Below are 21,130 nucleotides of genomic sequence, written 5' to 3'. Positions count from 1 at the left end.
CAGTGAAAAGTGGGCAGTGCAGGCCACCTTACCGGCGAGCTGCCGCCCTAGGAACGACCAACCGGGGATACCCCATTTGTGGGGTATCCCCGGTCGGGATCGCTCAGGTCATCGAGACGCCTGTGGTGTTCAGACGAGCTCGGTGACGGAACCGCCGGCGGCGGTGATCTTCTCCTTGGCGGAGCCGGAGACGGCGTCGACCGTCACCTGCAGCGCCACGGAGATCTCGCCCTGGCCGAGGACCTTGACGAGGCTGTTCTTGCGAACGGCCCCCTTGGCCACCAGACCCTCGACGGTGACCTCGCCACCCTCGGGGTAGAGCGCGGCCAGCTTGTCGAGGTTCACGACCTGGAACTCGGTCTTGAACGGGTTCTTGAAGCCCTTCAGCTTCGGGAGACGCATGTGGAGGGGCATCTGGCCACCCTCGAAGCGCTCCGGAACCTGGTAACGGGCCTTCGTGCCCTTGGTACCACGACCGGCCGTCTTACCCTTCGACGCCTCACCACGACCGACACGGGTCTTGGCGGTCTTGGCGCCCGGGGCGGGACGGAGGTTGTGGATCTTGAGCGGGTTCTGCTCCGCCATGATCAGTCGACCTCCTCGACCGTCACGAGGTGGCGGACGGTGTGCACCATGCCGCGGAACTCGGGACGATCCTCCTTGACGACCTGCGTGTTGATGCCCTTGAGACCAAGGGAACGCAGGGTGTCACGGTGGTTCTGCTTGCTGCCGATGTAGGACTTGACCTGCGTAATCTTGAGCTGCGCCATGATTACGCACCCGCCCCGGCACGCGCACGGAGAAGAGCCGCGGGGGCGACGTCCTCGAGCGGCAGACCACGGCGGGCCGCGATCTCCTCGGGACGCTGCAGACCCTTCAGGGCCTCCACGGTCGCGTGCACGATGTTGATCGCGTTGTCGGAGCCGAGCGACTTCGACAGCACGTCGTGGATACCGGCGCACTCGAGCACGGCACGCACCGGACCACCGGCGATAACACCGGTACCGGGCGACGCGGGCTTCAGGAGCACGACGCCGGCAGCCTTCTCACCCTGGATGGGGTGCGGGATGGTGCCCTGGATGCGGGGGACCTTGAAGAAGTGCTTCTTGGCCTCCTCAACGCCCTTGGCGATGGCGGCCGGCACCTCCTTGGCCTTGCCGTATCCGACACCCACGGTGCCGTCACCGTCGCCCACCACGACCAGCGCGGTGAAGCTGAAGCGACGACCACCCTTCACAACCTTGGCGACGCGGTTGATCGCGACAACGCGCTCAACGTACGCGGTCTTCTCGGCGGCAGCAGCGCCGCCGTCACGGCCCTTCCGGTCCCGCCGCTCGCCGCCACCGGCACCGCCACCGCGGCGCTGGGGTCCAGCCATTGGAATTACCTCTCTCTGTTTCCGCTAGCTACGGAACCGACTCAGAACTTGAGTCCGGCCTCGCGGGCGGCGTCCGCCAGGGCGGCGATGCGCCCCGCGTACTGGTTACCACCACGGTCGAACACGACGGCCTCGACACCGGCGGCCTTGGCGCGCTCGGCGACCAGGGCGCCGACCTGCTTGGCCTGCGCGGACTTGTCGCCCTCGCCACCGCGGATCGAGGTGTCCAGGGTGGACGCCGACGCAAGGGTGTGACCCTTGATGTCGTCGATCACCTGGGCCACGATGTGGCGGTTCGAGCGGGTAACGACCAGACGCGGACGCTCCGCCGTACCGTTGATGTGCTTACGGATACGAATGTGGCGGCGCTTGATCGCGGCGCGCTTGTAGGCGTCGCCCTTAAGGATCTTCTGCCCGTATGCCATGGCTTACTTACCCGCCTTTCCGACCTTGCGGCGGATGACTTCGCCCTCGTACTTGACACCCTTGGCCTTGTACGGGTCGGGCTTGCGCAGCTTGCGGATGTTGGCCGCAACCTCGCCGACCTTCTGCTTGTCGATGCCCTCGACCGAGAAACGGGTCGGGGACTCCACCTTGAAGGTGATGCCCTCGGGGGCCTCGACCAGGATCGGGTGGCTGTAGCCCAGGGAGAACTCCAGGTTGGAGCCCTTGGCCAGGACACGGTAGCCGACACCGCTGATTTCGAGCTTCTTGACGTATCCCTGGGTCACACCGGTGATCATGTTCGCCACCAGCGTGCGGGACAGGCCGTGCAGGGCCTTGCTCTGCCGCTCGTCGTTCGGCCGCAGCACCTGAAGGGTGCCGTCCTCGGCCTTCGCGATGTCGATCGGCGCGATGACGGTGTGGGTCAGTTCGCCCTTGGGGCCCTTGACCGCGACCGTACGGCCGTCGATGGTGACGTCCACGCCGGCGGGAACCGGGATGGGGAGCTTGCCGATACGCGACATTGCTGTCTCTCCTCCGTTCCCGAATTACCAGACGTAGGCGAGGACTTCCCCACCCACGCCCTTCTTCTGCGCCTGCTGGCCGGTCAGGAGACCGTGGGACGTGGAGATGATGGCCACGCCCAGGCCGCCCAGAACCTTCGGCAGGTTGGTGGACTTCGCGTACACCCGGAGACCGGGCTTGGAGATCCGCTTGATGCCCGCGATGGAGCGCTCACGGTTGGGGCCGAACTTCAGCTCCAGGACGAGGTTCTTGCCGACCTCGGCGTCCTCGACCTTCCAGCCCGTGATGAAGCCCTCCTGCTGGAGGATCTCCGCGATGTGCGACTTGATCTTGGACGCCGGCATCGTCACAGAGTCGTGGTATGCCGAGTTCGCGTTCCGCAGACGCGTCAACATGTCTGCGATCGGATCAGTCATGGTCATGAATTGGCCTTCGGCCTCTCTCGCCGGGGTTTCCTGGTGCGCCATCCCTCTCCCCGATCCGAGACGGGACGGGTGCGGCGCGGTGGACCTACGGCGTAGTAAGCATTCAATGAGCGGACAGGTGTCCGCGGCGTACGGGCGGCGGCAGACGCCCAACCCCACAAGCCTAAGCCATGCGGGCCGGGCGTCCTGCCACCCCTACGTGCTTACCGAGAGCCCTGCGAATCCCCTATTGGGGGGATTACCAGGAGCTCTTGGTCACGCCCGGCAGCTCGCCACGGTGAGCCATCTCACGAAGGCACACGCGGCAGAGGCCGAACTTGCGGTACACGGAGTGCGGGCGGCCGCAGCGCTGGCAGCGGGTGTAGCCACGCACACCGAACTTGGGCTTACGAGCAGCCTTAGCGATCAGAGCCTTCTTCGCCATCTCGCTCACGCCTCCTTGAAGGGGAAGCCGAGGTGACGAAGGAGCGCGCGGCCCTCAGCGTCGTTGGTCGCCGTGGTCACCACGGTGATGTCCATACCCCGGGTGCGGTCGATCTTGTCCTGGTCGATCTCGTGGAACATGACCTGCTCCGTGAGACCGAAGGTGTAGTTGCCACGGCCGTCGAACTGCTTGGGGGACAGGCCGCGGAAGTCGCGGATGCGCGGCAGCGCGAGCGACAGGGTGCGGTCCAGGAACTCCCACATGCGGTCGCCACGGAGCGTGACGTGGGCACCGATCGGCTGGCCCTCACGCAGCTTGAACTGCGCGATGGACTTGCGGGCCTTGGTGACGGCCGGCTTCTGACCGGTGATCGTGGTGAGGTCGCGGATGGCGCCCTCGATCAGCTTGGAGTCGCGGGCGGCGTCGCCCACACCCATGTTGACCACGATCTTGACGAGACCGGGGATCTGCATGACGTTCTCGTACTTGAACTCGTCACGCAGCTTGCCCGTGATCTCCTCACGGTACTTCTGCTTCAGACGCGGGCTGGTGGTGGTCGTCATCAGATGTCCTCACCCGTCCGCTTGGCAACGCGGATCTTGTTGCCTTCGTCGTCGAAGCGGTAACCGACGCGGGTCACGACCTTGTTGCCGTCCTTCTCCACGACCAGCTGGACGTTGGAGACGTGGATCGGCGCCTCGGTGGTGACGATGCCGCCGGCCTGCGAACCGCGAGCCGTCGGACCGGCCTTGGTGTGCTTCTTGACCCGGTTGACACCCTCGACCAGGACACGGTCCTCGCGGGGGAAGGCCGCGATGACCTTGCCCTGCTTGCCCTTGTCCTTACCGGTGATGACCTGGACCAGGTCGCCCTTCTTGATCTTCATGCTTACAGCACCTCCGGCGCGAGCGAGATGATCTTCATGAACTTCTTCTCGCGCAGCTCCCGGCCCACCGGGCCGAAGATACGGGTGCCACGAGGGTCGCCGTCGTTCTTGAGAATGACGGCGGCGTTCTCGTCGAAGCGGATGTACGAGCCGTCCGGACGGCGGCGCTCCTTGACGGTGCGAACGATGACCGCCTTGATGACGTCACCCTTCTTCACGTTGCCGCCGGGGATCGCGTCCTTGACGGTGGCGACGATGACGTCACCGATACCCGCGTAGCGGCGACCGGAGCCACCGAGCACACGGATGCAAAGGATTTCCTTCGCACCAGTGTTGTCGGCGACACGCAGTCGCGACTCCTGCTGGATCACGTCTATCTCCTGATTGTCTGCCGGTTCCCGGGGCGGGAGCGTGAGTCACACACCCGCCCCGAGCCTGGCGGAACGATGCCTAGGGAGTCCCCCTAGGAGGGATTACTTGGCCTTCTCGAGGATCTCGACGACGCGCCAGCGCTTCGTCGCGGACAGCGGCCGGGTCTCCATGAGGAGGACACGGTCGCCGACACCCGCGGCGTTCTGCTCGTCGTGGGCCTTGAGCTTGCTCGTACGACGGATGACCTTGCCGTACAGCGCGTGCTTGACGCGGTCCTCGACGGCGACGACGACGGTCTTGTCCATCTTGTCGCTGACGACCAGGCCCTCGCGGGTCTTGCGGAAACCGCGGTCCGTCTTGGTCTCTTCAGTCACGTTGCTCTCGCTCATCAGGCGCTCTCCACCGTCTCGATGCCCAGCTCGCGCTCACGCATCAGGGTGTAGATCCGCGCGATGTCCTTGCGGACGGCCTTGAGCCGACCGTGGTTCTCGAGCTGACCCGTCGCCGCCTGGAAGCGGAGGTTGAACAGCTCTTCCTTGGCCTCGCGAAGCTTCGCGAGAAGCTCCTCGTTGCCCAGCTCGCGCAGCTCAGACGCCTTGGTACCGGCCGACATCACGCTTCACCTGCCTCGCGCTTGACGATCTTGCACTTCATCGGCAGCTTGTGAGCCGCACGGGTCAGGGCCTCGCGCGCGATCTTCTCGTTGGGGTACGACAGCTCGAACATCACACGTCCGGGCTTGACGTTGGCGATCCACCACTCAGGAGAACCCTTACCGGAACCCATGCGGGTCTCGGCGGGCTTCTTGGTGAGGGGGCGGTCCGGGTAGATGTTGATCCAGACCTTGCCGCCACGCTTGATGTGGCGGGTCATCGCGATACGAGCCGCCTCGATCTGGCGGTTCGTCACGTAGGCCGGGGTCAGCGCCTGGATGCCGTACTCGCCGAACGCAACCTGCGTGCCACCCTTGGACATGCCGTTGCGCTTGGGGTGGTGCTGCTTGCGGTGCTTGACCCTACGGGGGATCAGCATGACGGTCAGGCCTCCGTTCCGGTGCTCTCAGCCGGAGCGGCGGCGGGAGCCTCAGCCTTGGGGGCCTCGGCGCCGGCAGCCTGCTGCGGCTTACGACCGCGCCCGCCACGCTCGCCACCGCGGCCACCACGGGCCGGGCGGTCGGCGCCACCACGGGCCGGGCGGTTACCCGCACGGGCCGCAGCGTTCTCGGCGCGGACCTCGGCGATGTTCTTGACGTCGCCCTTGTAGATCCAGACCTTCACGCCGATGCGGCCGAAGGTCGTCTTGGCCTCGAAGAAGCCGTAGTCCACGTTCGCGCGGAGCGTGTGCAGGGGCACACGGCCCTCGCGGTAGAACTCCGAGCGGGACATCTCGGCGCCACCGAGGCGGCCACCGCACTGGATCTTGATGCCCTTGGCGCCGGCCTTCATCGCCGACTGCATGCTCTTACGCATGGCGCGGCGGAAGGAGACGCGGGAGGAGAGCTGCTCGGCGACGGCCTGGGCAACCAGCTGAGCGTCGGTCTCGGGGTTCTTGACCTCGAGGATGTTCAGCTGGACCTGCTTGCCCGTGAGCTTCTCGAGGTCACCGCGGATGCGGTCGGCCTCGGCGCCACGGCGGCCGATGACGATGCCCGGACGAGCGGTGTGGATGTCCACACGCACGCGGTCACGGGTGCGCTCGATCTCGACCTTGGAGATGCCGGCGCGCTCCATGCCGGACGTCATCATCCGACGGATGGCGACGTCTTCCTTGACGTAGTCCTTGTACAGCTTGTCGGCGTACCAACGCGACTTGAAGTCGGTCGTGACACCGAGCCGGAACCCGTGCGGGTTTACCTTCTGGCCCATTACCGGGTTCCTTCCTTGCTGCTGACGACCACGGTGATGTGGCTGGTCCGCTTGCGGATCCGGTAGGCACGGCCCTGGGCGCGCGGCCGGAACCGCTTCAGGGTCGGGCCCTCGTCGACGTAGGCCTCGGAGACGAAGAGGCTGTCGACATCGGTGTGGTCGTAGTTGTGCGCGGCATTGGCGATGGCGCTGTCAAGCACCTTGCCGACCGGCTGGCTCGCGGCCTGCGGGGCGAAACGCAGGACCGCCTGAGCCTCCGTGGCGTTCAGGCCACGGATGAGGTCCACCACGCGGCGGGCCTTCATGGGCGTGACGCGGATGTACCGCGCCTGGGCCCTGGCTTCCATGGTTGTCCTTCCAGTGTCTGTCATGGTCATTCCACCCCGCGCTTAGCGGCGCTTCGACTTCCGGTCGTCCTTGACGTGACCCCGGAAGGTGCGCGTCGGCGAGAACTCGCCGAGCTTGTGGCCGACCATCGACTCGGTGACGAACACCGGAATGTGGGTCTTGCCGTTGTGCACCGCGAGCGTGTGGCCGAGCATGGCCGGCACGATCATGGAGCGACGGGACCAGGTCTTGATGACGTTCTTGGTGCCGGCTTCGTTCTGGGCGTCCACCTTCTTGATCAGGTGGTCGTCGACGAAGGGCCCCTTCTTCAAGCTACGAGGCATCTCAACCCGTCCTTAGCGCTTCTTGTTCGTCTTGCGGCGGCGGACGATGTACTTGTTCGACGCCTTCTTGGGCGAACGAGTACGGCCTTCCTTCTTGCCCCAGGGGGACACCGGGTGGCGACCACCCGAGGTACGGCCTTCGCCACCACCGTGCGGGTGGTCCACCGGGTTCATGACCACACCACGCACGGTCGGGCGAACGCCCAGCCAGCGCTTACGGCCCGCCTTACCCCAGTTGATGTTGCTCTGCTCGGCGTTGCCCACCTCGCCGACCGTGGCGCGGCAGCGCTGGTCGACCAGGCGGATCTCACCGGACGGCATGCGGAGGTGGGCCATCGAGCCCTCCTTCGCGAGCAGCTGCACCGAGGCGCCGGCGGAGCGGGCGAACTTCGCACCGCCACCGGGACGCAGCTCGATGGCGTGCAGCGTGGTACCGACCGGGATGTTGCGCAGGGCAAGGTTGTTGCCCGGCTTGATGTCGGCCCCGGGACCGTTCTCGACGCGGTCGCCCTGGCTCAGGCCACGCGGCGCGAGGATGTAGCGCTTCTCGCCGTCCGCGTAGTGCAGGAGCGCGATGCGCGCGGTGCGGTTGGGGTCGTACTCGATGTGCGCGACCTTCGCCGGCACGCCGTCCTTGTCGTGACGACGGAAGTCGATCACGCGGTAGGCGCGCTTGTGGCCACCGCCCTGGTGGCGGACGGTCACACGACCGGAGTTGTTACGGCCACCCTTGCTGTGCAGGGGGCGGACCAACGACTTCTCCGGCGTGGACCGCGTGACCTCGACGAAGTCGGCGACGCTGGAGCCACGACGGCCCGGCGTAGTCGGCTTGTACTTGCGGATTCCCATTTCTCAGTCCTCGTCCGATATCGGACGATCCGGACCGCCCTTAGGCGGTCGGACCGCCGAAGATGTCGATACGGTCGCCCTCAGCGAGGGTCACGATCGCGCGCTTGGTGGACGCGCGCTGGCCGAAGCCGGTGCGGGTCCGCTTGCGCTTGCCCTGGCGGTTGATCGTGTTGACCCCGGTGACCTTGACCGAGAAGACCGCCTGGACGGCCTGCTTGATCTGGGTCTTGTTGGCGCTCGGGTCCACGACGAACGTGTACTTGCCCTCGTCGAGAAGCGCGTAGCTCTTCTCGGAGACGACCGGCTTGAGCAGCACGTCACGGGGGTCCGTGAAGGACTTGCTCAGCGGGGTCTCGACGGTGTTCTTGCCCTCGGCGGCGTGGCGGCGCGCCTTGGCGACGCGCGCGGCCTTGGCCTTCTTCGCCGCCTTGGAGGCGATAGCGGGGTGACGGATAGCCATCAGACCTCGCTCCCTTCGGTGTCATTGGCCTTCGGGCCGGACACGAAGGACTCGAAGGCGGCCTTGGTGAAGACCACGTCGTCCGAGACGAGAACGTCGTACGTGTTCAGCTGGCCCGGCTCCAGGATGTGGATCTGGGGCAGGTTGCGGGCGGACAGCCACGCGGCCTCGTCGGCGCGGTCGACGACCAGGAGCAGGTTCTTGCGCTCCGAGATCTTGCCGAACAGCGACTTGGCGGCCTTCGTGGAGGGGGTCTCGCCCTCGACCACGCCGGAGACGACGTGGATGCGGTTGTGACGGGCCCGGTCGGTGAGGGCGTGGCGCAGGGCCGCGGCCTTCATCTTCTTCGGGGTCCGCTGCGAGTAGTCACGCGGCTGCGGGCCGTGGACGACGCCACCGCCGGCGAACTGCGGCGCACGGGTCGAACCCTGGCGGGCGCGGCCGGTGCCCTTCTGGCGGTACGGCTTCTTGCCGCCACCGCGAACCTCGCCGCGGGTCTTGGTCTTGTGCGTGCCCTGACGGGCAGCGGCGTTCTGCGCGACGACGACCTGGTGGATCAGCGGGATGCTGATCTTCTCCACGCCGAAGATCTCCGCGGGGAGCTCGACGCTACCGGTCTTCTCGCCTGCAGGCGAAAGGATGTCAACAGTGCTCATCGGTACCTCAGGCCCCCTTGGCCGCGGTGCGGACCAGGACGAGGCCGCCGTTCGGACCGGGAACCGCGCCCTTGATGAGCAGCAGACCCTTCTCCGCGTCAACGGCGTGGACGGTCAGGTTCTGGGTGGTGACACGCTCGTTGCCCATGCGACCCGCCATGCGGAGGCCCTTGAACACGCGGCCCGGGGTGGCGCAGCCACCGATGGAACCGGGCGAGCGGTGCTTGCGCTGGGTGCCGTGTCCGGCGCCGAGGCCCTTGAAGTTGTGACGCTTCATGACACCGGCGAAGCCCTTGCCCTTGCTCTTGCCGGTCACGTCGACCTTGAGGCCGGCCTCGAACACCTCGGCGGTGATCTCCTGGCCGAGGGTGTACTCGCTGGCGTCAGCGGTACGGATCTCGACGAGGTGGCGGCGGGGAGTGACGTCGGCCTTGGCGAAGTGGCCCTTGAGGGGCTTGTTCACCTTGCGCGGGTCGATCTCGCCGAACGCGATCTGGACGGACTCGTAGCCGTCGACGTCGTTCGTACGGACCTGGGTGACGACGTTGGGGCCGGCCTTGACGACGGTGACCGGAACAACACGGTTGTTCGCGTCCCACACCTGCGTCATGCCGAGCTTCTCGCCCAGGATGCCCTTGATCTGCTTAGCCATTCTCAGATCACCAGCCCTCAGAGCTTGATCTCGATGTCGACACCGGCCGGGAGGTCGAGTCGCATCAGAGAGTCAACGGTCTTGGGGGTCGGGTCGAGGATGTCGATCAGGCGCTTGTGCGTGCGCATCTCGAAGTGCTCGCGCGAGTCCTTGTACTTGTGCGGCGACTTGATGACGCAGTACACGTTCTTCTCAGTGGGCAGCGGCACCGGGCCTGCGACCGACGCACCAGTACGCGTCACCGTCTCGACGATCTTCTTCGCCGAAGAGTCGATGACCTCGTGGTCGTAGGCCTTGAGCCGGATGCGGATCTTCTGTCCCGCCATGGCTACTCAGTAGTCCTGTCTCTCTAACGCTCTGGAACCCGGTGGATTCCTTCTGCTGCCTTCGTTCCTCCGACCCACGCGGTCGGGCGTGTCGCTCTCCCGCTGACACAGATGTCCCTTGTTCGAACATCCCTGCTGGAATGCGCACGGCCCTTCCGGAACCGCAGGCCGGGAGCGAAGGCCCACCGGGTGCCTGGTCGGTGCCGCGCTGACACTTCCCGGAAGATTCCCGTACGTCCGCCCCAGCGCTGCCGTGGTGGCAGTTAGGGCGACGAGTACTGTGGGACTCGCTTCCGGTCCTCCCGGCGGGAGGCGCGCAGCATCAACACTCGACCGAGCAACTCGGACAGTCTGCCATACGGGGCATGGGCGACGCCAATCGAGCCGAGGAGAATACCCCGAGGGTGACGCAGGTCAAACCGGGGCCGGAGTACTCATGGTCGTACCTCACAGAGACGCATGGTCCACGCTGGGCAGGAAGGTACTGCGCGAAGAGGTGCAGATCACGGACGCAGCCTGCCCCAACTGCGGTGCGCGCGATCTCGCCGTCCGGGACATGAGGCGTCGCGACAGTCCCACCGGTTACGCCGAGGTCAAGTGCACCACCTGCGGACACGGCATCTACGTGGCAGGGCCACTCTCCGGTGATCAGCGGCGGCGCGGATCCGGAGCAGGGTAGGGAGAGAACACGGGCTCTCGGGGGAAGACCTGCGGAAAGACGTCCACGTGATGTGCACCGGACATCACCGCAAGCAGGAAGGCGACGATCCCGCCTTCGAAGTGCGGCCACTTCATGGTGCGCGCACCGTTGGCCGTGATCGTCCAGGAATTCGGCTCATCCTCCGGACGGGTCACCCAGTAGATCGTGTCGCCATTGTCCGTGGCCCCGACGGCCAACAGCTCGTCGGTCTCGTACGGGATGCTCCCGCCCCTCTCCCGCGCCTGCTCCAGGATCTCCGCGGCCCGCTCCGAGGACTCCAGGAGACGGGTCATGGCGAACGGGGATTCCGGCTGGAAGATGTGCAGGAAGTCGTCGAAGGATCCCGGCCCGTACCGCTCGACGAGCCACTTGTAGTCGTCCGGCAGTGCTACGCCCAAGGCCTCCTCGATTCCGGCCCAGTCGACGTGGATCTCGACGCCGTCGGGCGGCGGCACGTTGCGCAGGAGTTCGTCGCGTGCGGTCACAACACCTCCGTCACCCAGCGCCCGGATGGTGAGCTCATGCGGGTTCTTCGGGACATCCGCGAAGTCCCCTTGAAGACATCCGCCGACTTGCCCGCCCACTCAAGAAGCGTGCCCTTCCCCGCCATCCCCTTGACCAGACGAAGCGCGTCGGAGACGTCGTCGGCGAAGTCGTGCAGGTGCTTCGCGAGTGTGCGCACCCGCTGCGGATCACCGGCGTCGGATCCTTGTCCAGATCCAGGACATGCCATGTCCGTGGCCGGCACACCCGCCCCGAGCCCATCCGGGTCGTACCGGCCGACGGGCCCCGCTACACCGGGCCCATCGCCGTACTGACCTCGGGCACGACCGTCAGCGCGGGTGAGACCTTCACGCAGGCCCTGATCGACCGCCCGGGCGGCATGTTTCGTATCGGGCAGCCGACCCAGGGGGTCTTCTCCGACGTCATGCAGCGCAACCTGCCGAACGGGATGACGGCGATCCTCCCGAACGAGGAGTTCCTCAACCGGTCGGGCCGGACCCACGACGGCACCGGCATCCCGCCCCACATCACCGAGCCGGTGTTCACGAAGGAGGAGTTCGCCAAGAACCGCGACTCGGCGTTCGACCGCGCGGTGAGCGTCCTTCGGAACGACGGCTAGACGGAGGCCAGGAACTCCGACCAGGCCTCCGGCGCAATCGCCAGCCGGGGGCCTTCGGTGTGCTTGGAGTCCCGGACGTGGACGGCGTGGGGGGCTATGGCGATCTCGACGCAGGACTCGCCGTTGGTACCGCTGCTGTAGCTGCTCTTGAACCAGGCCAGTTCAGCGTTGCGGATCATGTCTCTCCCAGCAGTGTCTCGACAAAGGCCAGCGACTCCCGGGGTGGGAGAGCCTGCGCCCGGAGGGTCCCATATTGCAGCTCCAGGATGCGGAGTTGCCTCGGCTCAGAGACAGGTCGGCCGTTGTACAGGCCGTCCGCGCGACCCACTGCCGTACCGTCCGGGAACTTCAGCAACTCGATCCGGCCATCCAGCCCTGGATGAGCGTCGCTGTTCGTCGGCATGACCTGAAGCGTGACGTTGTTCAAGCGCCCCACCTCCAGCAGACGTTCGAGCTGCTGCCGCCACACCATTGTGCCCCCGACTTGTCGGCGTAGCGGTGCCTCTTCCAGGACGAAATGGACTGAGGGAGCGGGGTCGCGTTCGAATACCGCCTGCCGGGCCAGACGAGCGGCCACCATTCGATCGATGTCGTCCGGCGAGTAGGACGGCTGCCACGCCTCGAACAAGGCCCGCGCATGCTCCGGCGTCTGCAACAGCCCATGGACGCTGTTGCACTCATACACCCCGATCTCCACCGCCTGCCCCTCCAACTTGGCAAGCTCGCGCACCTTCTTGGGATACCGAACCCTCTTCACGTCCTCCCAAGCCGCAGCGACCAGCCCACCCGCCCCCAGCACCTCATCGGCCCTGACCAGATAGTCCTGCCGAGGGATCCGCTTCCCACCCTCGATCTTGTAGACCATGTCCTCGCCGTACCCCACCGCCGCCCCGAACTCCGCGGCCCGCATCCCCACCGCCTCACGCCGCAGCTTCAGCTGCCGCCCGACCGTGGCGATGACCGCGACGCCCCACTCGTCGTCCGGGTCCACCTCCCAACCCGGCTCGTCCGCCTCGACCGCCGTCATCCCGCACCCTTCCGCCGTCGTACGACCGTGCCCAGCGCCCTACCCGTACGCCCGGCCCCGACAGCCCGGACAACGCCGGACAAGCTCCGGACAGTCACCGTACGCACCCGCTGAGTCACTGTTCACGGTAAGCGCGGACAGCGACGCTGAGTGACGTGAAGCAGAACTCCCCCGAACTCCGCACCTCCGTCCGCAACTTCAGCCTCCAGCTGTCCCCCACCCCACGCGGCGCCCGCCTGGCCCGCCTCCTCGCCGCCGAACAGCTGCGCTGTTGGGGACTGCCACTGGACCCCGCGCGGCAGGTCGTCGCGGAGCTGTCGGTCAACGCGGCGACACATGGCCGCACCCCTGGCCGCGACTTCCGCCTGCTCCTCTACGTCGTCGCCAGGACCCTCCGCATCGAGGTGACGGACACCCGCGCAGACCGCCTGCCGACAGCCCGCCCCGGCCTGGGCCTCCTCCTGGTCGACGCACTCGCCGACCGCTGGGGCGTCACCCGGGGACTGCCGCCCCGCAAGACCGTCTGGGCCGAACTCGACCTCGCGCCGGAACCCGAAAGTCCGTGCTTCGGCGGTACAGGCGCCCTCCTCCAAGGACCACAAGGGTGAAAGAACCCGGCCAAACCCCACCCCTCCTCCCAGCCGCAGGGCTGCCTCACCCTCGCGGGTGAACATCAGCAACTCGGCTGGATTCGGGGGTCCTTGCCTGCCCTACGCTCGGCGCAACACGTCACGACACAACCGCAGACATGCGACGGCCCCCGCCGGGACGGCAATCCCAGTGCGAGGGCCTGACCACCGAGGAAGACAGGACCTTCCCGATGGATACGCAGAACCCTAACGTGCCCCCGCACGCCCCCACCCGGGTTGCCGCAAAGAAGCACCCGAACCGGCGGCACCCTCACTCCGGCCTGGTCCACGACAACACCCGCCACACCACCCGCTTCACGGTGATCGGCAACCACCTGGCCCAGCACCCGGAGCTGTCACTGCTCGCGATCGGGCTCTCGGTGCACATCCAGTCGCTCCCGGCGGGCTCCCGGATCGACATCAAGTCCCTGACGGCCCGTTTCCCGGAGGGCACGACCCGCATCGCCGCAGCCCTGCGCGAGCTGGAGGCCCACGGCTACCTGCGCCGCACCCGCGAGCGCGTCCCGGACGGCCGGATCATCACCCGCACGACCTCCTGCAACCAGCCGGGCCACAGCCGTACGGACACCCCGCGCCCCGCTCCGAGGAAGCGGACAAGCAGCCCGGCGGCAAACCCCTCCCCGCGGTACCGCGCCCGGCCTGCTCCGCCCCCGCCCTCCTCCAGCAGGCCACGGACCTCCTCAGCCGGCTCCGCCGCGACGACCCCCGCCTCCTCCTGTCCGCGTGCGACACCGCCCACCTCGCAGCGGGCGTCGCCGCCTGGCTGGAGCGCGACGTCTCCCCGGCCGCCGTACTGCACGCCCTGACGACGGACCTCCCACCGGAGCCCCTCCACCGCCCGGCCGCCCTCCTGGCCCACCGCCTCACAGCCCAGCCTCCGCCACCGCCCCCGTTCAGGCGCCCTCACCACCGCCGGCCGTCCGTCACCCCTGCCAGACCTGCGACGGCTGCGACCGCGCCTTCCGCGCCCCGTCCCCCGGCCGCTGCCACGACTGCCGATCCTCCAGGGCCGAGCTACAGGCCTGGGATTCCGACCAGTTGAACGGAACGCGTCCCACGATCGCGATGCCAGAACCCACACACGCAGGGATCTTGTCCCCAGACGTGCCCTAAGTCATGATCTCGCCGCATGGACAAGCGAAGTCGCGTACTCGGCACCTTTCTCGGGGTCACACTGGCCACCGTGCTCCTCCCCGGCATCAGCACGATCCTCGACTCGCCGCCGTGGGAGGTGATCCTCACCGGTGCCGTCTTTCTCATCGTGAATCAGCTGATCTACAGCTACCCGAACAACATAAGGACGGCTCCCCCGGTCCTCCTGCTGCTTCTGGCGGTGATCGGCATCGCCCAGGACACCCTCGTCTGGCTGCTCGTGTCCTGGCTCGGCTCCGATATGGAGTACGGCCTCCATGTCGACGGCTTCCTCACCGCCTTGCTCGGCGGCGTCATCGTGCGGGTGACGGTCCTGGTTCTCCTGGCCCTCGGGCCGCAGCCCGAGACCGGGTAGAAAGGCCAAAGGGCCCGCACGACCGAAGTCGTACGGGCCCCTTCGAGCCACTCAGGTCAGTAGACCCTCAAGCCAGTCCGAAGACTTACTTGTTGATCTTGGTGACCTGGCCGGCGCCCACGGTCCGACCACCCTCACGGATGGCGAACTTCAGGCCCTCCTCCATGGCGACGGGCTGGATGAGCTCCACCTTCATCTCGGTGTTGTCACCCGGCATGACCATCTCGGTGCCCTCGGGGAGGGTCACCACGCCGGTCACGTCCGTCGTACGGAAGTAGAACTGCGGGCGGTAGTTGTTGAAGAACGGCGTGTGGCGGCCACCCTCGTCCTTGGACAGGATGTAGGCCTGCGCCTCGAACTCGGTGTGCGGGGTGACCGAGCCCGGCTTGATGATGACCTGGCCGCGCTCGACGTCCTCGCGCTTGATGCCACGAAGCAGCAGACCGACGTTCTCACCGGCCTGACCCTCGTCGAGGAGCTTCCGGAACATCTCGATGCCGGTGACCGTGGTGGTGGTCTTCTCCTGCTTGATGCCCACGATGTCAACGGTCTCGTTGACCTTGAGGACACCGCGCTCGATACGACCGGTGACGACGGTGCCACGACCGGTGATCGTGAAGACGTCCTCGATCGGCATCAGGAACGGCTTGTCGACGTCACGCTCGGGCTGCGGGATGTTCTCGTCCACGGCCTTCATGAGCTCGAGGACGGAGTTGCCCCACTCCTTGTCGCCCTCGAGGGCCTTGAGCGCCGAGACCTTGACGACCGGCAGGTCGTCGCCCGGGAACTCGTACTCGGAGAGGAGCTCACGGACCTCGAGCTCGACGAGCTCCAGGATCTCCTCGTCGTCCACCATGTCGGCCTTGTTCAGGGCGACGACGATGTACGGAACGCCGACCTGGCGGGCCAGGAGCACGTGCTCCTTGGTCTGCGGCATCGGGCCGTCGGTGGCGGCGACCACGAGGATGGCGCCGTCCATCTGCGCCGCACCCGTGATCATGTTCTTGATGTAGTCCGCGTGACCGGGGCAGTCGACGTGGGCGTAGTGACGCGTCTCGGTCTGGTACTCGACGTGCGCGATGGAGATGGTGATACCGCGCTGGCGCTCCTCAGGAGCCTTGTCGATCTGGTCGAAGGCCGAGGCCTCGTTCAGGTCCGGGTACGCGTCGTGCAGCACCTTGGTAATGGCGGCCGTGAGGGTCGTCTTACCGTGGTCGATGTGACCGATGGTGCCGATGTTGACGTGCGGCTTAGTCCGCTCGAACTTCGCCTTCGCCACTGGGGTCCTCCTGTGGAGTGGTTCTGGTACGCCTTACTCATCGGCGCCAGGTGATCTTTGCTGGATGGCCCGGATCCCCGGGGCATTCCCTCCGCTGTTGCGGCGGAATGCCCCACGAGGCTCCGGAGTCAAGCCTACGGCGTATGAACGCGGTGCGTTACTCGCCCTTGGCCTTCGCGATGATCTCCTCGGCGACGTTCCGCGGAACCTCGGCGTAGGAGTCGAACTGCATGGAGTAGCTCGCACGGCCGGACGTCTTGCTGCGCAGGTCGCCGACGTAACCGAACATCTCCGAGAGGGGCACGAGGCCCTTCACGACGCGGGCACCGGCCCGCTCCTCCATGGCCTGGATCTGACCACGGCGGGAGTTGATGTCGCCGATGACCTCACCCATGTAGTCCTCGGGCGTGGTGACCTCGACGGCCATCATCGGCTCAAGGAGCACGGGGGACGCCTTGCGCGCGGCCTCCTTGAAGGCCTGCGAACCGGCGATCTTGAACGCGAGCTCGGAGGAGTCGACCTCGTGGTAGCCACCGTCGATGAGCGTGACGCGGACGCCCGTCATCTCGTAGCCGGCCAGGATGCCGAACTGCATGGCCTCCTGCGCACCGGCGTCCACCGAAGGGATGTACTCCTTCGGGATGCGGCCACCGGTGACCTTGTTCACGAACTCGTACGAGGCGTCGCCGCCCTCGATCGGCTCGATCGCGATCTGCACCTTGGCGAACTGGCCGGTACCACCAGTCTGCTTCTTGTGCGTGTAGTCGACGCGCTCGACGGCCTTGCGGATCGTCTCGCGGTAGGCGACCTGCGGCTTGCCGACGTTGGCCTCGACCTTGAACTCACGGCGCATACGGTCGACCAGCACCTCAAGGTGCAGCTCGCCCATACCACCGATGATGGTCTGGCCCGTCTCCTCGTCCGAGTGGACCTGGAACGACGGGTCCTCCTCGGCCAGGCGCTGGATGGCGACACCCAGCTTCTCCTGGTCGCCCTTGGACTTGGGCTCAATGGCGACCTGGATGACCGGCGCCGGGAAGTCCATGGACTCCAGGATCACCGGGTTCTTGTCGTCGGACAGCGTCTCACCGGTGGTGGTCTGCTTCAGGCCCATGACGGCGACGATGTCGCCGGCGCCCACCGAGTCGATCTCCTCACGCTTGTTCGCGTGCATGCGGTAGATCTTGCCGATGCGCTCCTTCTTGCCCTTGACGGAGTTCAGCACGGCGGTGCCGGACTCCAGGCGGCCCGAGTAGACCCGGACGAAGGTGAGCTTGCCGAGGTGCGGGTCGCTCATGATCTTGAACGCGAGCGCGGCGAGGGGCTCGTCCTCCGACGGCTTGCGCGCGATGACCTGCTCCGGGTCCTTGACGTCGTGGCCCTCGATGGCCTCGACGTCGAGCGGGGTGGGCAGGTAGCGCACGACCGCGTCGAGCAGGGGCTGAACGCCCTTGTTCTTGAACGCGGTGCCGCAGAACACGGGAGTGACGGTGGTGCCGCCGCTCTTGCCGGACGCGATGGTGATACGACGGATCGCGGCGTAGAGCTGCTCCACGGTGGGCTCGGTGCCCTCCAGGTACAGCTCCATCAGCTCTTCGTCGTTCTCGGCGACGGCCTCGAGCAGCTTGCCGCGGTACTCCTCGGCAGCCTCGGCGTGGGTGTCCGGGATGTCGACGGTGTCGTACATCTCGCCCTTGGTCGCCTCGGCCGACCAGACCAGGGCCTTCATCGTCACGAGGTCGATGACGCCCTTGAAGTCCGCCTCGGCACCGATCGGCAGCTGCATGACCAGCGGCTGGGCGCCCAAGCGGTCCGAGATCATGTCCACGCAGCGGTGGAACTCGGCGCCGGTGCGGTCCAGCTTGTTCACGAAGCAGATGCGGGGCACGCCGTAACGGTCGGCCTGACGCCACACCGTCTCGGACTGCGGCTCGACACCGGCGACACCGTCGAACACCGTCACGGCACCGTCGAGCACACGCAGGGAGCGCTCCACCTCGACGGTGAAGTCGACGTGACCCGGGGTGTCGATGATGTTGATGGTGTAGTCGTTGTCCTCGAGCGGCCAGTGACAGGTGGTCGCAGCAGACGTGATCGTGATGCCACGCTCCTGCTCCTGCTCCATCCAGTCCATCGTGGCAGCGCCGTCGTGGACCTCACCGATCTTGTAAGACACACCGGTGTAGAACAGGATCCGCTCGGTGGTGGTCGTCTTGCCCGCGTCGATGTGGGCCATGATCCCGATGTTGCGGACCTTGGCCAGGTCAAGTGAAGTGGTAGCCATAAGGCTTCAGTCTTCTCTCGGTCTCGATGTGGGTAGCGACTACCAGCGGTAGTGCGCGAAGGCCTTGTTGGACTCGGCCATCTTGTGGGTGTCCTCGCGCTTCTTCACAGCGGCACCGAGGCCGTTGGACGCGTCGAGAAGCTCGTTGAGCAGGCGCTCGGTCATCGTCTTCTCACGGCGGGCGCGGGAGTAGCCGACCAGCCAGCGCAGCGCGAGCGTGTTGGCGCGACCGGGCTTGACCTCGATCGGAACCTGGTACGTCGCACCACCGACACGGCGGGACTTGACCTCGAGGGTCGGCTTGATGTTCTCCAGCGCGCGCTTCAGCGTGATGATCGGGTCGTTGCCCGTCTTCTCACGCAGACCCTCCATGGCGCCGTAGACGATGCGCTCGGCGGTGGAGCGCTTGCCGTTCAGCAGCACCTTGTTGATGAGCGACGTCACCAGAGGAGAACCATAGACCGGGTCGATGATGACCGGGCGCTTCGGGGCGGGGCCCTTACGAGGCATTCTTACTTCTCCTTCTTGGCGCCGTAGCGGGAACGGGCCTGCTTGCGGTTCTTGACACCCTGGGTGTCGAGGGAGCCACGGATGATCTTGTAGCGAACACCCGGCAGGTCCTTCACACGGCCGCCGCGCACGAGCACGATGGAGTGCTCCTGCAGGTTGTGTCCCTCACCCGGAATGTAAGCGGTGACCTCGATCCCGCTGGTCAGACGCACACGCGCGACCTTACGCAGGGCCGAGTTCGGCTTCTTCGGGGTGGTCGTGAACACACGCGTGCAGACGCCCCGACGCTGAGGAGAACCCTCAAGTGCGGGGGTCTTGTTCTTCTCGACCTTGTCCTGCCGGCCCTTGCGGACCAGCTGCTGGATCGTAGGCACTACTTCTCCGGTTTCTGTGTGCCGAATGGTGAAGCTAACCTGGAACGTCGCCGACCCACGCGGTCGGGTGTGTCGAACCCGCGGACTCCCGCCGCGAGGCAGAAACAGCGCAGATTACGGTGGCCAGTGTCGGCTCGCCGTGCGGTTCATGGCACACACGCGAGCCAGGGCACACCCCAGGCACAAGGTCTGAGCGTACCTACCGCATTCGCTGCGGTCAAAACAAATGGGCACCGCCCGCATCGCCAGGCGGGACATGTCAAGCCCCTCGACCGTTGTCGATCTTCAATTCGTCGGCGAGTGTCCGATATGCATACCTTCAGGATGCTACGACGGACACCACTGTCAGCAACACCAGAACGAGTGCCCAACCTGCCGTCGACAACCATCCGAGCACCAGACCGGTCAGCGCGAGCCCGTCCCCCAGCTCTCCCCGGCTGCGGATCTCGGCCCGGGCCACATGCCCCAGCACGACCGCCGGGATCCCGGTCAGCCCCATGGTGGGCACGCACAGCAGCCCGCACACCCCGGCCGCGACAGCCTTCCCGTTGGTCCGCGGCCGCGACACGGGCAGGAACGACGCCGGCACGGGCGCGAACGAGGCTGACCCCGGCAACGGCCCCTGCGGCAGATCCGCGACGAGCAGCGCCAGCTCCCCCACGGTCCGCGCCGCGTACGCCCGCCCGACCCGCTTCTCGAACTCGCCGTGCTCCAGGCGCCCCTCGCCGTACCCGGCTCTGAGCACGTCCACGGCCCGCTCCCGGTCGGCGTGCGACGCGAGCATCGACGGGGCACCGGAGCCCTGCCAGGGCTGCCAGGACGGATAGGGCTGCGACACGGAGCACCTCCCCGGGGGCCGGAGTCCTTCCATGATGCGCCGAAGCGCGCCCTCCGGCACAGGTGCGTCCACAACGAGGCACCGCGTGTCGGCCACCCGGCCGATTGTCGCCCGTTCTTCTCATGGTCATTTCAAGTACGTTGACGCCTGCAGGGGGCAGGCATCGGCACAGCTGAGCACGGGGGTCGGCGGGATGACCGGGGGGCAGTCGCGAGCGTGGGACGACGACGGCGTCCCTTTTCTGGCCCGGCTGGAGCGGGACGACCGCACCGCTCTGCTCTCCATCGGCCGTCCCCTCAGCTACCGGGAACGCGGCGTCATCCTGCACCAGGACGAGCCCTCGTCCCATGTCCTGCTGTTGCTGCACGGCTGGACCAAGGTCACGGCGATCGCGGTCAACGGCTACGAGGCCCTGCTCGCCCTGCGCGGGCCCGGCGACATCATCGGTGAGGGGGCGGCGCTGAGCGGCCGCCACCGCTCGGCGACCGTGACAGCCCTGGAGCCGGTCGATGCGGTCGTCATCGACCAGGGCCGCTTCACCCTGTTCGTCTCGGAACATCCCCGGGTGGCGCTGCATCTGCTGAGCCTGTCCACGGACCGCCAGCGCTCCACCGACCGCCGCCGGCTGGAATGGGCCGCCCTCACCGTGCGGGAGCGGCTGGCCGTCCTGCTGCTCGAACTGGTCCGCACCCACGGCAGCCGCACGGACGAGGGCATCGAACTCACCATCGGGCTCAGCCAGCAGGAGTTCGCCGGTTCGGTCGGCTCCTCGCGCGAGGCGGTGGCCCGGCTCCTCAAGGAGTTGCGGGACCGGCAGGTCGTCGCCACCCGGCGCCGCCGGATCGTGGTGCTCCGCCCCGATGTACTGCACCGCATCGCGGGCGACACCTCTGCCTGACGCACAT

The 21,130-nt window shown here is 66.8% G+C and carries 32 protein-coding genes and 3 pseudogenes; 5 read left to right on the top strand and 30 right to left on the bottom strand.

Annotated features, from left to right (window positions below; genetic code table 11):
- Positions 1 to 129: 129 nt before the first annotated feature.
- The 23 genes and pseudogenes from rplO to RFN52_RS40110 form a co-directional block, all read right to left on the bottom strand.
- The gene (gene rplO, locus RFN52_RS24425; RefSeq protein ID WP_030839644.1) at positions 130 to 585 is read right to left on the bottom strand and encodes a 50S ribosomal protein L15; all 456 of its coding nucleotides are present in this window, start codon (positions 583 to 585) and stop codon (positions 130 to 132) included.
- A 2-nt stretch (positions 586 to 587) separates the two neighbouring features.
- Positions 588 to 770, bottom strand: a complete 183-nt coding sequence (gene rpmD / locus RFN52_RS24420) for a 50S ribosomal protein L30 (RefSeq protein ID WP_003974250.1) — start codon at positions 768 to 770, stop codon at positions 588 to 590.
- 2 nt (positions 771 to 772) lie between these two features.
- Complete coding sequence (gene rpsE, locus RFN52_RS24415) at positions 773 to 1,378, bottom strand: 30S ribosomal protein S5 (protein ID WP_009190144.1); 606 nt, start codon at positions 1,376 to 1,378, stop codon at positions 773 to 775.
- A gap of 41 nt (positions 1,379 to 1,419) precedes the next feature.
- Entirely contained in the window at positions 1,420 to 1,803 is a 384-nt protein-coding gene (gene rplR, locus RFN52_RS24410; protein ID WP_007494754.1) for a 50S ribosomal protein L18, read from the bottom strand.
- Positions 1,804 to 1,806: 3 nt separating this feature from the next.
- A complete protein-coding gene (rplF, locus tag RFN52_RS24405) occupies positions 1,807 to 2,346 on the bottom strand; it encodes a 50S ribosomal protein L6 (RefSeq protein ID WP_184849009.1) in 540 nt (179 codons plus the stop codon).
- A 24-nt stretch (positions 2,347 to 2,370) separates the two neighbouring features.
- Positions 2,371 to 2,769, bottom strand: coding sequence for a 30S ribosomal protein S8 (rpsH, locus tag RFN52_RS24400; RefSeq protein WP_104789270.1), 399 nt, complete (start codon positions 2,767 to 2,769; stop codon positions 2,371 to 2,373).
- A 241-nt stretch (positions 2,770 to 3,010) separates the two neighbouring features.
- Complete coding sequence (locus RFN52_RS24395; RefSeq protein ID WP_003948630.1) at positions 3,011 to 3,196, bottom strand: type Z 30S ribosomal protein S14; 186 nt, start codon at positions 3,194 to 3,196, stop codon at positions 3,011 to 3,013.
- Positions 3,197 to 3,201: 5 nt separating this feature from the next.
- Positions 3,202 to 3,759 (bottom strand): 50S ribosomal protein L5, encoded by a 558-nt coding sequence (rplE, locus tag RFN52_RS24390; protein ID WP_030839657.1) that lies wholly within the window; start codon positions 3,757 to 3,759, stop codon positions 3,202 to 3,204.
- On the bottom strand, positions 3,759 to 4,082 hold the full coding sequence (gene rplX / locus RFN52_RS24385) for a 50S ribosomal protein L24 (protein ID WP_003992365.1): 324 nt from the start codon (positions 4,080 to 4,082) through the stop codon (positions 3,759 to 3,761). The genes rplE and rplX overlap by 1 nt, the downstream gene beginning before the upstream one ends.
- A 2-nt stretch (positions 4,083 to 4,084) precedes the next feature.
- Positions 4,085 to 4,453, bottom strand: a complete 369-nt coding sequence (gene rplN, locus RFN52_RS24380; protein ID WP_003992364.1) for a 50S ribosomal protein L14 — start codon at positions 4,451 to 4,453, stop codon at positions 4,085 to 4,087.
- A 102-nt stretch (positions 4,454 to 4,555) separates the two neighbouring features.
- Positions 4,556 to 4,843 carry a 30S ribosomal protein S17 gene (rpsQ, locus tag RFN52_RS24375; protein WP_030839660.1) on the bottom strand — a complete coding sequence of 96 codons (288 nt, stop codon included), beginning with the start codon at positions 4,841 to 4,843 and terminating at the stop codon, positions 4,556 to 4,558.
- The gene (gene rpmC / locus RFN52_RS24370) at positions 4,843 to 5,067 is read right to left on the bottom strand and encodes a 50S ribosomal protein L29 (RefSeq protein WP_003974259.1); all 225 of its coding nucleotides are present in this window, start codon (positions 5,065 to 5,067) and stop codon (positions 4,843 to 4,845) included. The genes rpsQ and rpmC overlap by 1 nt, the downstream gene beginning before the upstream one ends.
- Positions 5,067 to 5,486 (bottom strand): 50S ribosomal protein L16, encoded by a 420-nt coding sequence (gene rplP, locus RFN52_RS24365; protein ID WP_003992362.1) that lies wholly within the window; start codon positions 5,484 to 5,486, stop codon positions 5,067 to 5,069. Before rplP ends, rpmC begins: the two co-directional genes overlap by 1 nt.
- Positions 5,487 to 5,491: 5 nt before the next feature.
- Positions 5,492 to 6,319 carry a 30S ribosomal protein S3 gene (gene rpsC / locus RFN52_RS24360; RefSeq protein WP_030839666.1) on the bottom strand — a complete coding sequence of 276 codons (828 nt, stop codon included), beginning with the start codon at positions 6,317 to 6,319 and terminating at the stop codon, positions 5,492 to 5,494.
- Positions 6,319 to 6,666 (bottom strand): 50S ribosomal protein L22, encoded by a 348-nt coding sequence (gene rplV, locus RFN52_RS24355; RefSeq protein ID WP_030839668.1) that lies wholly within the window; start codon positions 6,664 to 6,666, stop codon positions 6,319 to 6,321. The genes rpsC and rplV overlap by 1 nt, the downstream gene beginning before the upstream one ends.
- A gap of 42 nt (positions 6,667 to 6,708) precedes the next feature.
- Positions 6,709 to 6,990, bottom strand: a complete 282-nt coding sequence (rpsS, locus tag RFN52_RS24350; RefSeq protein WP_003992359.1) for a 30S ribosomal protein S19 — start codon at positions 6,988 to 6,990, stop codon at positions 6,709 to 6,711.
- A gap of 12 nt (positions 6,991 to 7,002) precedes the next feature.
- Positions 7,003 to 7,839: a 50S ribosomal protein L2 gene (rplB, locus tag RFN52_RS24345; protein WP_031141294.1), complete on the bottom strand. Its 837-nt coding sequence runs from the start codon at positions 7,837 to 7,839 to the stop codon at positions 7,003 to 7,005.
- A 40-nt stretch (positions 7,840 to 7,879) separates the two neighbouring features.
- Complete coding sequence (gene rplW / locus RFN52_RS24340; protein ID WP_031105224.1) at positions 7,880 to 8,299, bottom strand: 50S ribosomal protein L23; 420 nt, start codon at positions 8,297 to 8,299, stop codon at positions 7,880 to 7,882.
- A complete protein-coding gene (rplD, locus tag RFN52_RS24335) occupies positions 8,299 to 8,955 on the bottom strand; it encodes a 50S ribosomal protein L4 (RefSeq protein ID WP_184849007.1) in 657 nt (218 codons plus the stop codon). The genes rplW and rplD overlap by 1 nt, the downstream gene beginning before the upstream one ends.
- Positions 8,956 to 8,962: 7 nt before the next feature.
- Positions 8,963 to 9,607, bottom strand: coding sequence for a 50S ribosomal protein L3 (gene rplC, locus RFN52_RS24330; protein WP_030839681.1), 645 nt, complete (start codon positions 9,605 to 9,607; stop codon positions 8,963 to 8,965).
- A 17-nt stretch (positions 9,608 to 9,624) separates the two neighbouring features.
- Positions 9,625 to 9,933: a 30S ribosomal protein S10 gene (gene rpsJ / locus RFN52_RS24325; RefSeq protein ID WP_003948644.1), complete on the bottom strand. Its 309-nt coding sequence runs from the start codon at positions 9,931 to 9,933 to the stop codon at positions 9,625 to 9,627.
- A 648-nt stretch (positions 9,934 to 10,581) separates the two neighbouring features.
- Positions 10,582 to 11,118: an SMI1/KNR4 family protein gene (locus RFN52_RS24320; RefSeq protein ID WP_184849005.1), complete on the bottom strand. Its 537-nt coding sequence runs from the start codon at positions 11,116 to 11,118 to the stop codon at positions 10,582 to 10,584.
- 30 nt (positions 11,119 to 11,148) lie between these two features.
- A pseudogene (locus RFN52_RS40110) lies at positions 11,149 to 11,398 on the bottom strand (putative T7SS-secreted protein); the annotation flags it as partial.
- On the opposite strand from RFN52_RS40110, the pseudogene RFN52_RS24315 reads away from it, so the two are divergent.
- A pseudogene (locus RFN52_RS24315) lies at positions 11,376 to 11,756 on the top strand (S41 family peptidase); the annotation flags it as partial. The pseudogenes RFN52_RS40110 and RFN52_RS24315 overlap by 23 nt on opposite strands.
- Here the strand turns inward: RFN52_RS24315 and RFN52_RS24310 are convergent.
- Together RFN52_RS24310 and RFN52_RS24305 are read right to left on the bottom strand one after the other, a co-directional pair.
- On the bottom strand, positions 11,753 to 11,935 hold the full coding sequence (locus RFN52_RS24310) for a DUF397 domain-containing protein (protein WP_184849001.1): 183 nt from the start codon (positions 11,933 to 11,935) through the stop codon (positions 11,753 to 11,755). The pseudogene RFN52_RS24315 and the gene RFN52_RS24310 overlap by 4 nt on opposite strands.
- Complete coding sequence (locus RFN52_RS24305; RefSeq protein WP_184849000.1) at positions 11,932 to 12,783, bottom strand: helix-turn-helix domain-containing protein; 852 nt, start codon at positions 12,781 to 12,783, stop codon at positions 11,932 to 11,934. Before RFN52_RS24305 ends, RFN52_RS24310 begins: the two co-directional genes overlap by 4 nt.
- Before the next feature lie 155 nt (positions 12,784 to 12,938).
- Here RFN52_RS24305 and RFN52_RS24300 point away from each other — a divergent pair, with 155 nt between their 5' ends.
- From RFN52_RS24300 to RFN52_RS24290, 3 genes and pseudogenes are all read left to right on the top strand, one after another.
- Positions 12,939 to 13,391 (top strand): ATP-binding protein, encoded by a 453-nt coding sequence (locus tag RFN52_RS24300; protein ID WP_184848998.1) that lies wholly within the window; start codon positions 12,939 to 12,941, stop codon positions 13,389 to 13,391.
- Positions 13,392 to 13,603: 212 nt separating this feature from the next.
- Positions 13,604 to 14,447, top strand: a pseudogene (locus RFN52_RS24295) (helix-turn-helix domain-containing protein); the annotation flags it as partial.
- 115 nt (positions 14,448 to 14,562) lie between these two features.
- Positions 14,563 to 14,940 carry a phage holin family protein gene (locus tag RFN52_RS24290; protein WP_184848996.1) on the top strand — a complete coding sequence of 126 codons (378 nt, stop codon included), beginning with the start codon at positions 14,563 to 14,565 and terminating at the stop codon, positions 14,938 to 14,940.
- Between the two features lie 85 nt (positions 14,941 to 15,025).
- Here RFN52_RS24290 and tuf read toward each other — a convergent pair whose 3' ends face one another.
- The 5 genes from tuf to RFN52_RS24265 all read right to left on the bottom strand — a co-directional run bounded on the left by tuf (position 15,026) and on the right by RFN52_RS24265 (position 20,225).
- Positions 15,026 to 16,219, bottom strand: coding sequence for an elongation factor Tu (tuf, locus tag RFN52_RS24285; RefSeq protein WP_030839706.1), 1,194 nt, complete (start codon positions 16,217 to 16,219; stop codon positions 15,026 to 15,028).
- Between the two features lie 157 nt (positions 16,220 to 16,376).
- A complete protein-coding gene (gene fusA / locus RFN52_RS24280; protein ID WP_184848994.1) occupies positions 16,377 to 18,503 on the bottom strand; it encodes an elongation factor G in 2,127 nt (708 codons plus the stop codon).
- Positions 18,504 to 18,542: 39 nt separating this feature from the next.
- Positions 18,543 to 19,013, bottom strand: coding sequence for a 30S ribosomal protein S7 (gene rpsG / locus RFN52_RS24275; protein WP_003992340.1), 471 nt, complete (start codon positions 19,011 to 19,013; stop codon positions 18,543 to 18,545).
- A gap of 2 nt (positions 19,014 to 19,015) precedes the next feature.
- Positions 19,016 to 19,387 carry a 30S ribosomal protein S12 gene (rpsL, locus tag RFN52_RS24270; protein ID WP_003948652.1) on the bottom strand — a complete coding sequence of 124 codons (372 nt, stop codon included), beginning with the start codon at positions 19,385 to 19,387 and terminating at the stop codon, positions 19,016 to 19,018.
- A gap of 319 nt (positions 19,388 to 19,706) precedes the next feature.
- Complete coding sequence (locus RFN52_RS24265) at positions 19,707 to 20,225, bottom strand: DUF1707 and DUF4190 domain-containing protein (RefSeq protein WP_311241044.1); 519 nt, start codon at positions 20,223 to 20,225, stop codon at positions 19,707 to 19,709.
- 193 nt (positions 20,226 to 20,418) lie between these two features.
- On the opposite strand from RFN52_RS24265, the gene RFN52_RS24260 reads away from it, so the two are divergent.
- Positions 20,419 to 21,123, top strand: a complete 705-nt coding sequence (locus tag RFN52_RS24260; RefSeq protein ID WP_184848991.1) for a Crp/Fnr family transcriptional regulator — start codon at positions 20,419 to 20,421, stop codon at positions 21,121 to 21,123.
- Positions 21,124 to 21,130: the final 7 nt, after the last annotated feature.

The sequence above is a fragment of the Streptomyces collinus genome, assembly GCF_031348265.1.
GTDB lineage: Bacteria > Actinomycetota > Actinomycetes > Streptomycetales > Streptomycetaceae > Streptomyces > Streptomyces collinus.
Note: the sequence above shows the minus strand (reverse complement) of the source record. Positions and strands in the feature narration are given on the sequence as shown.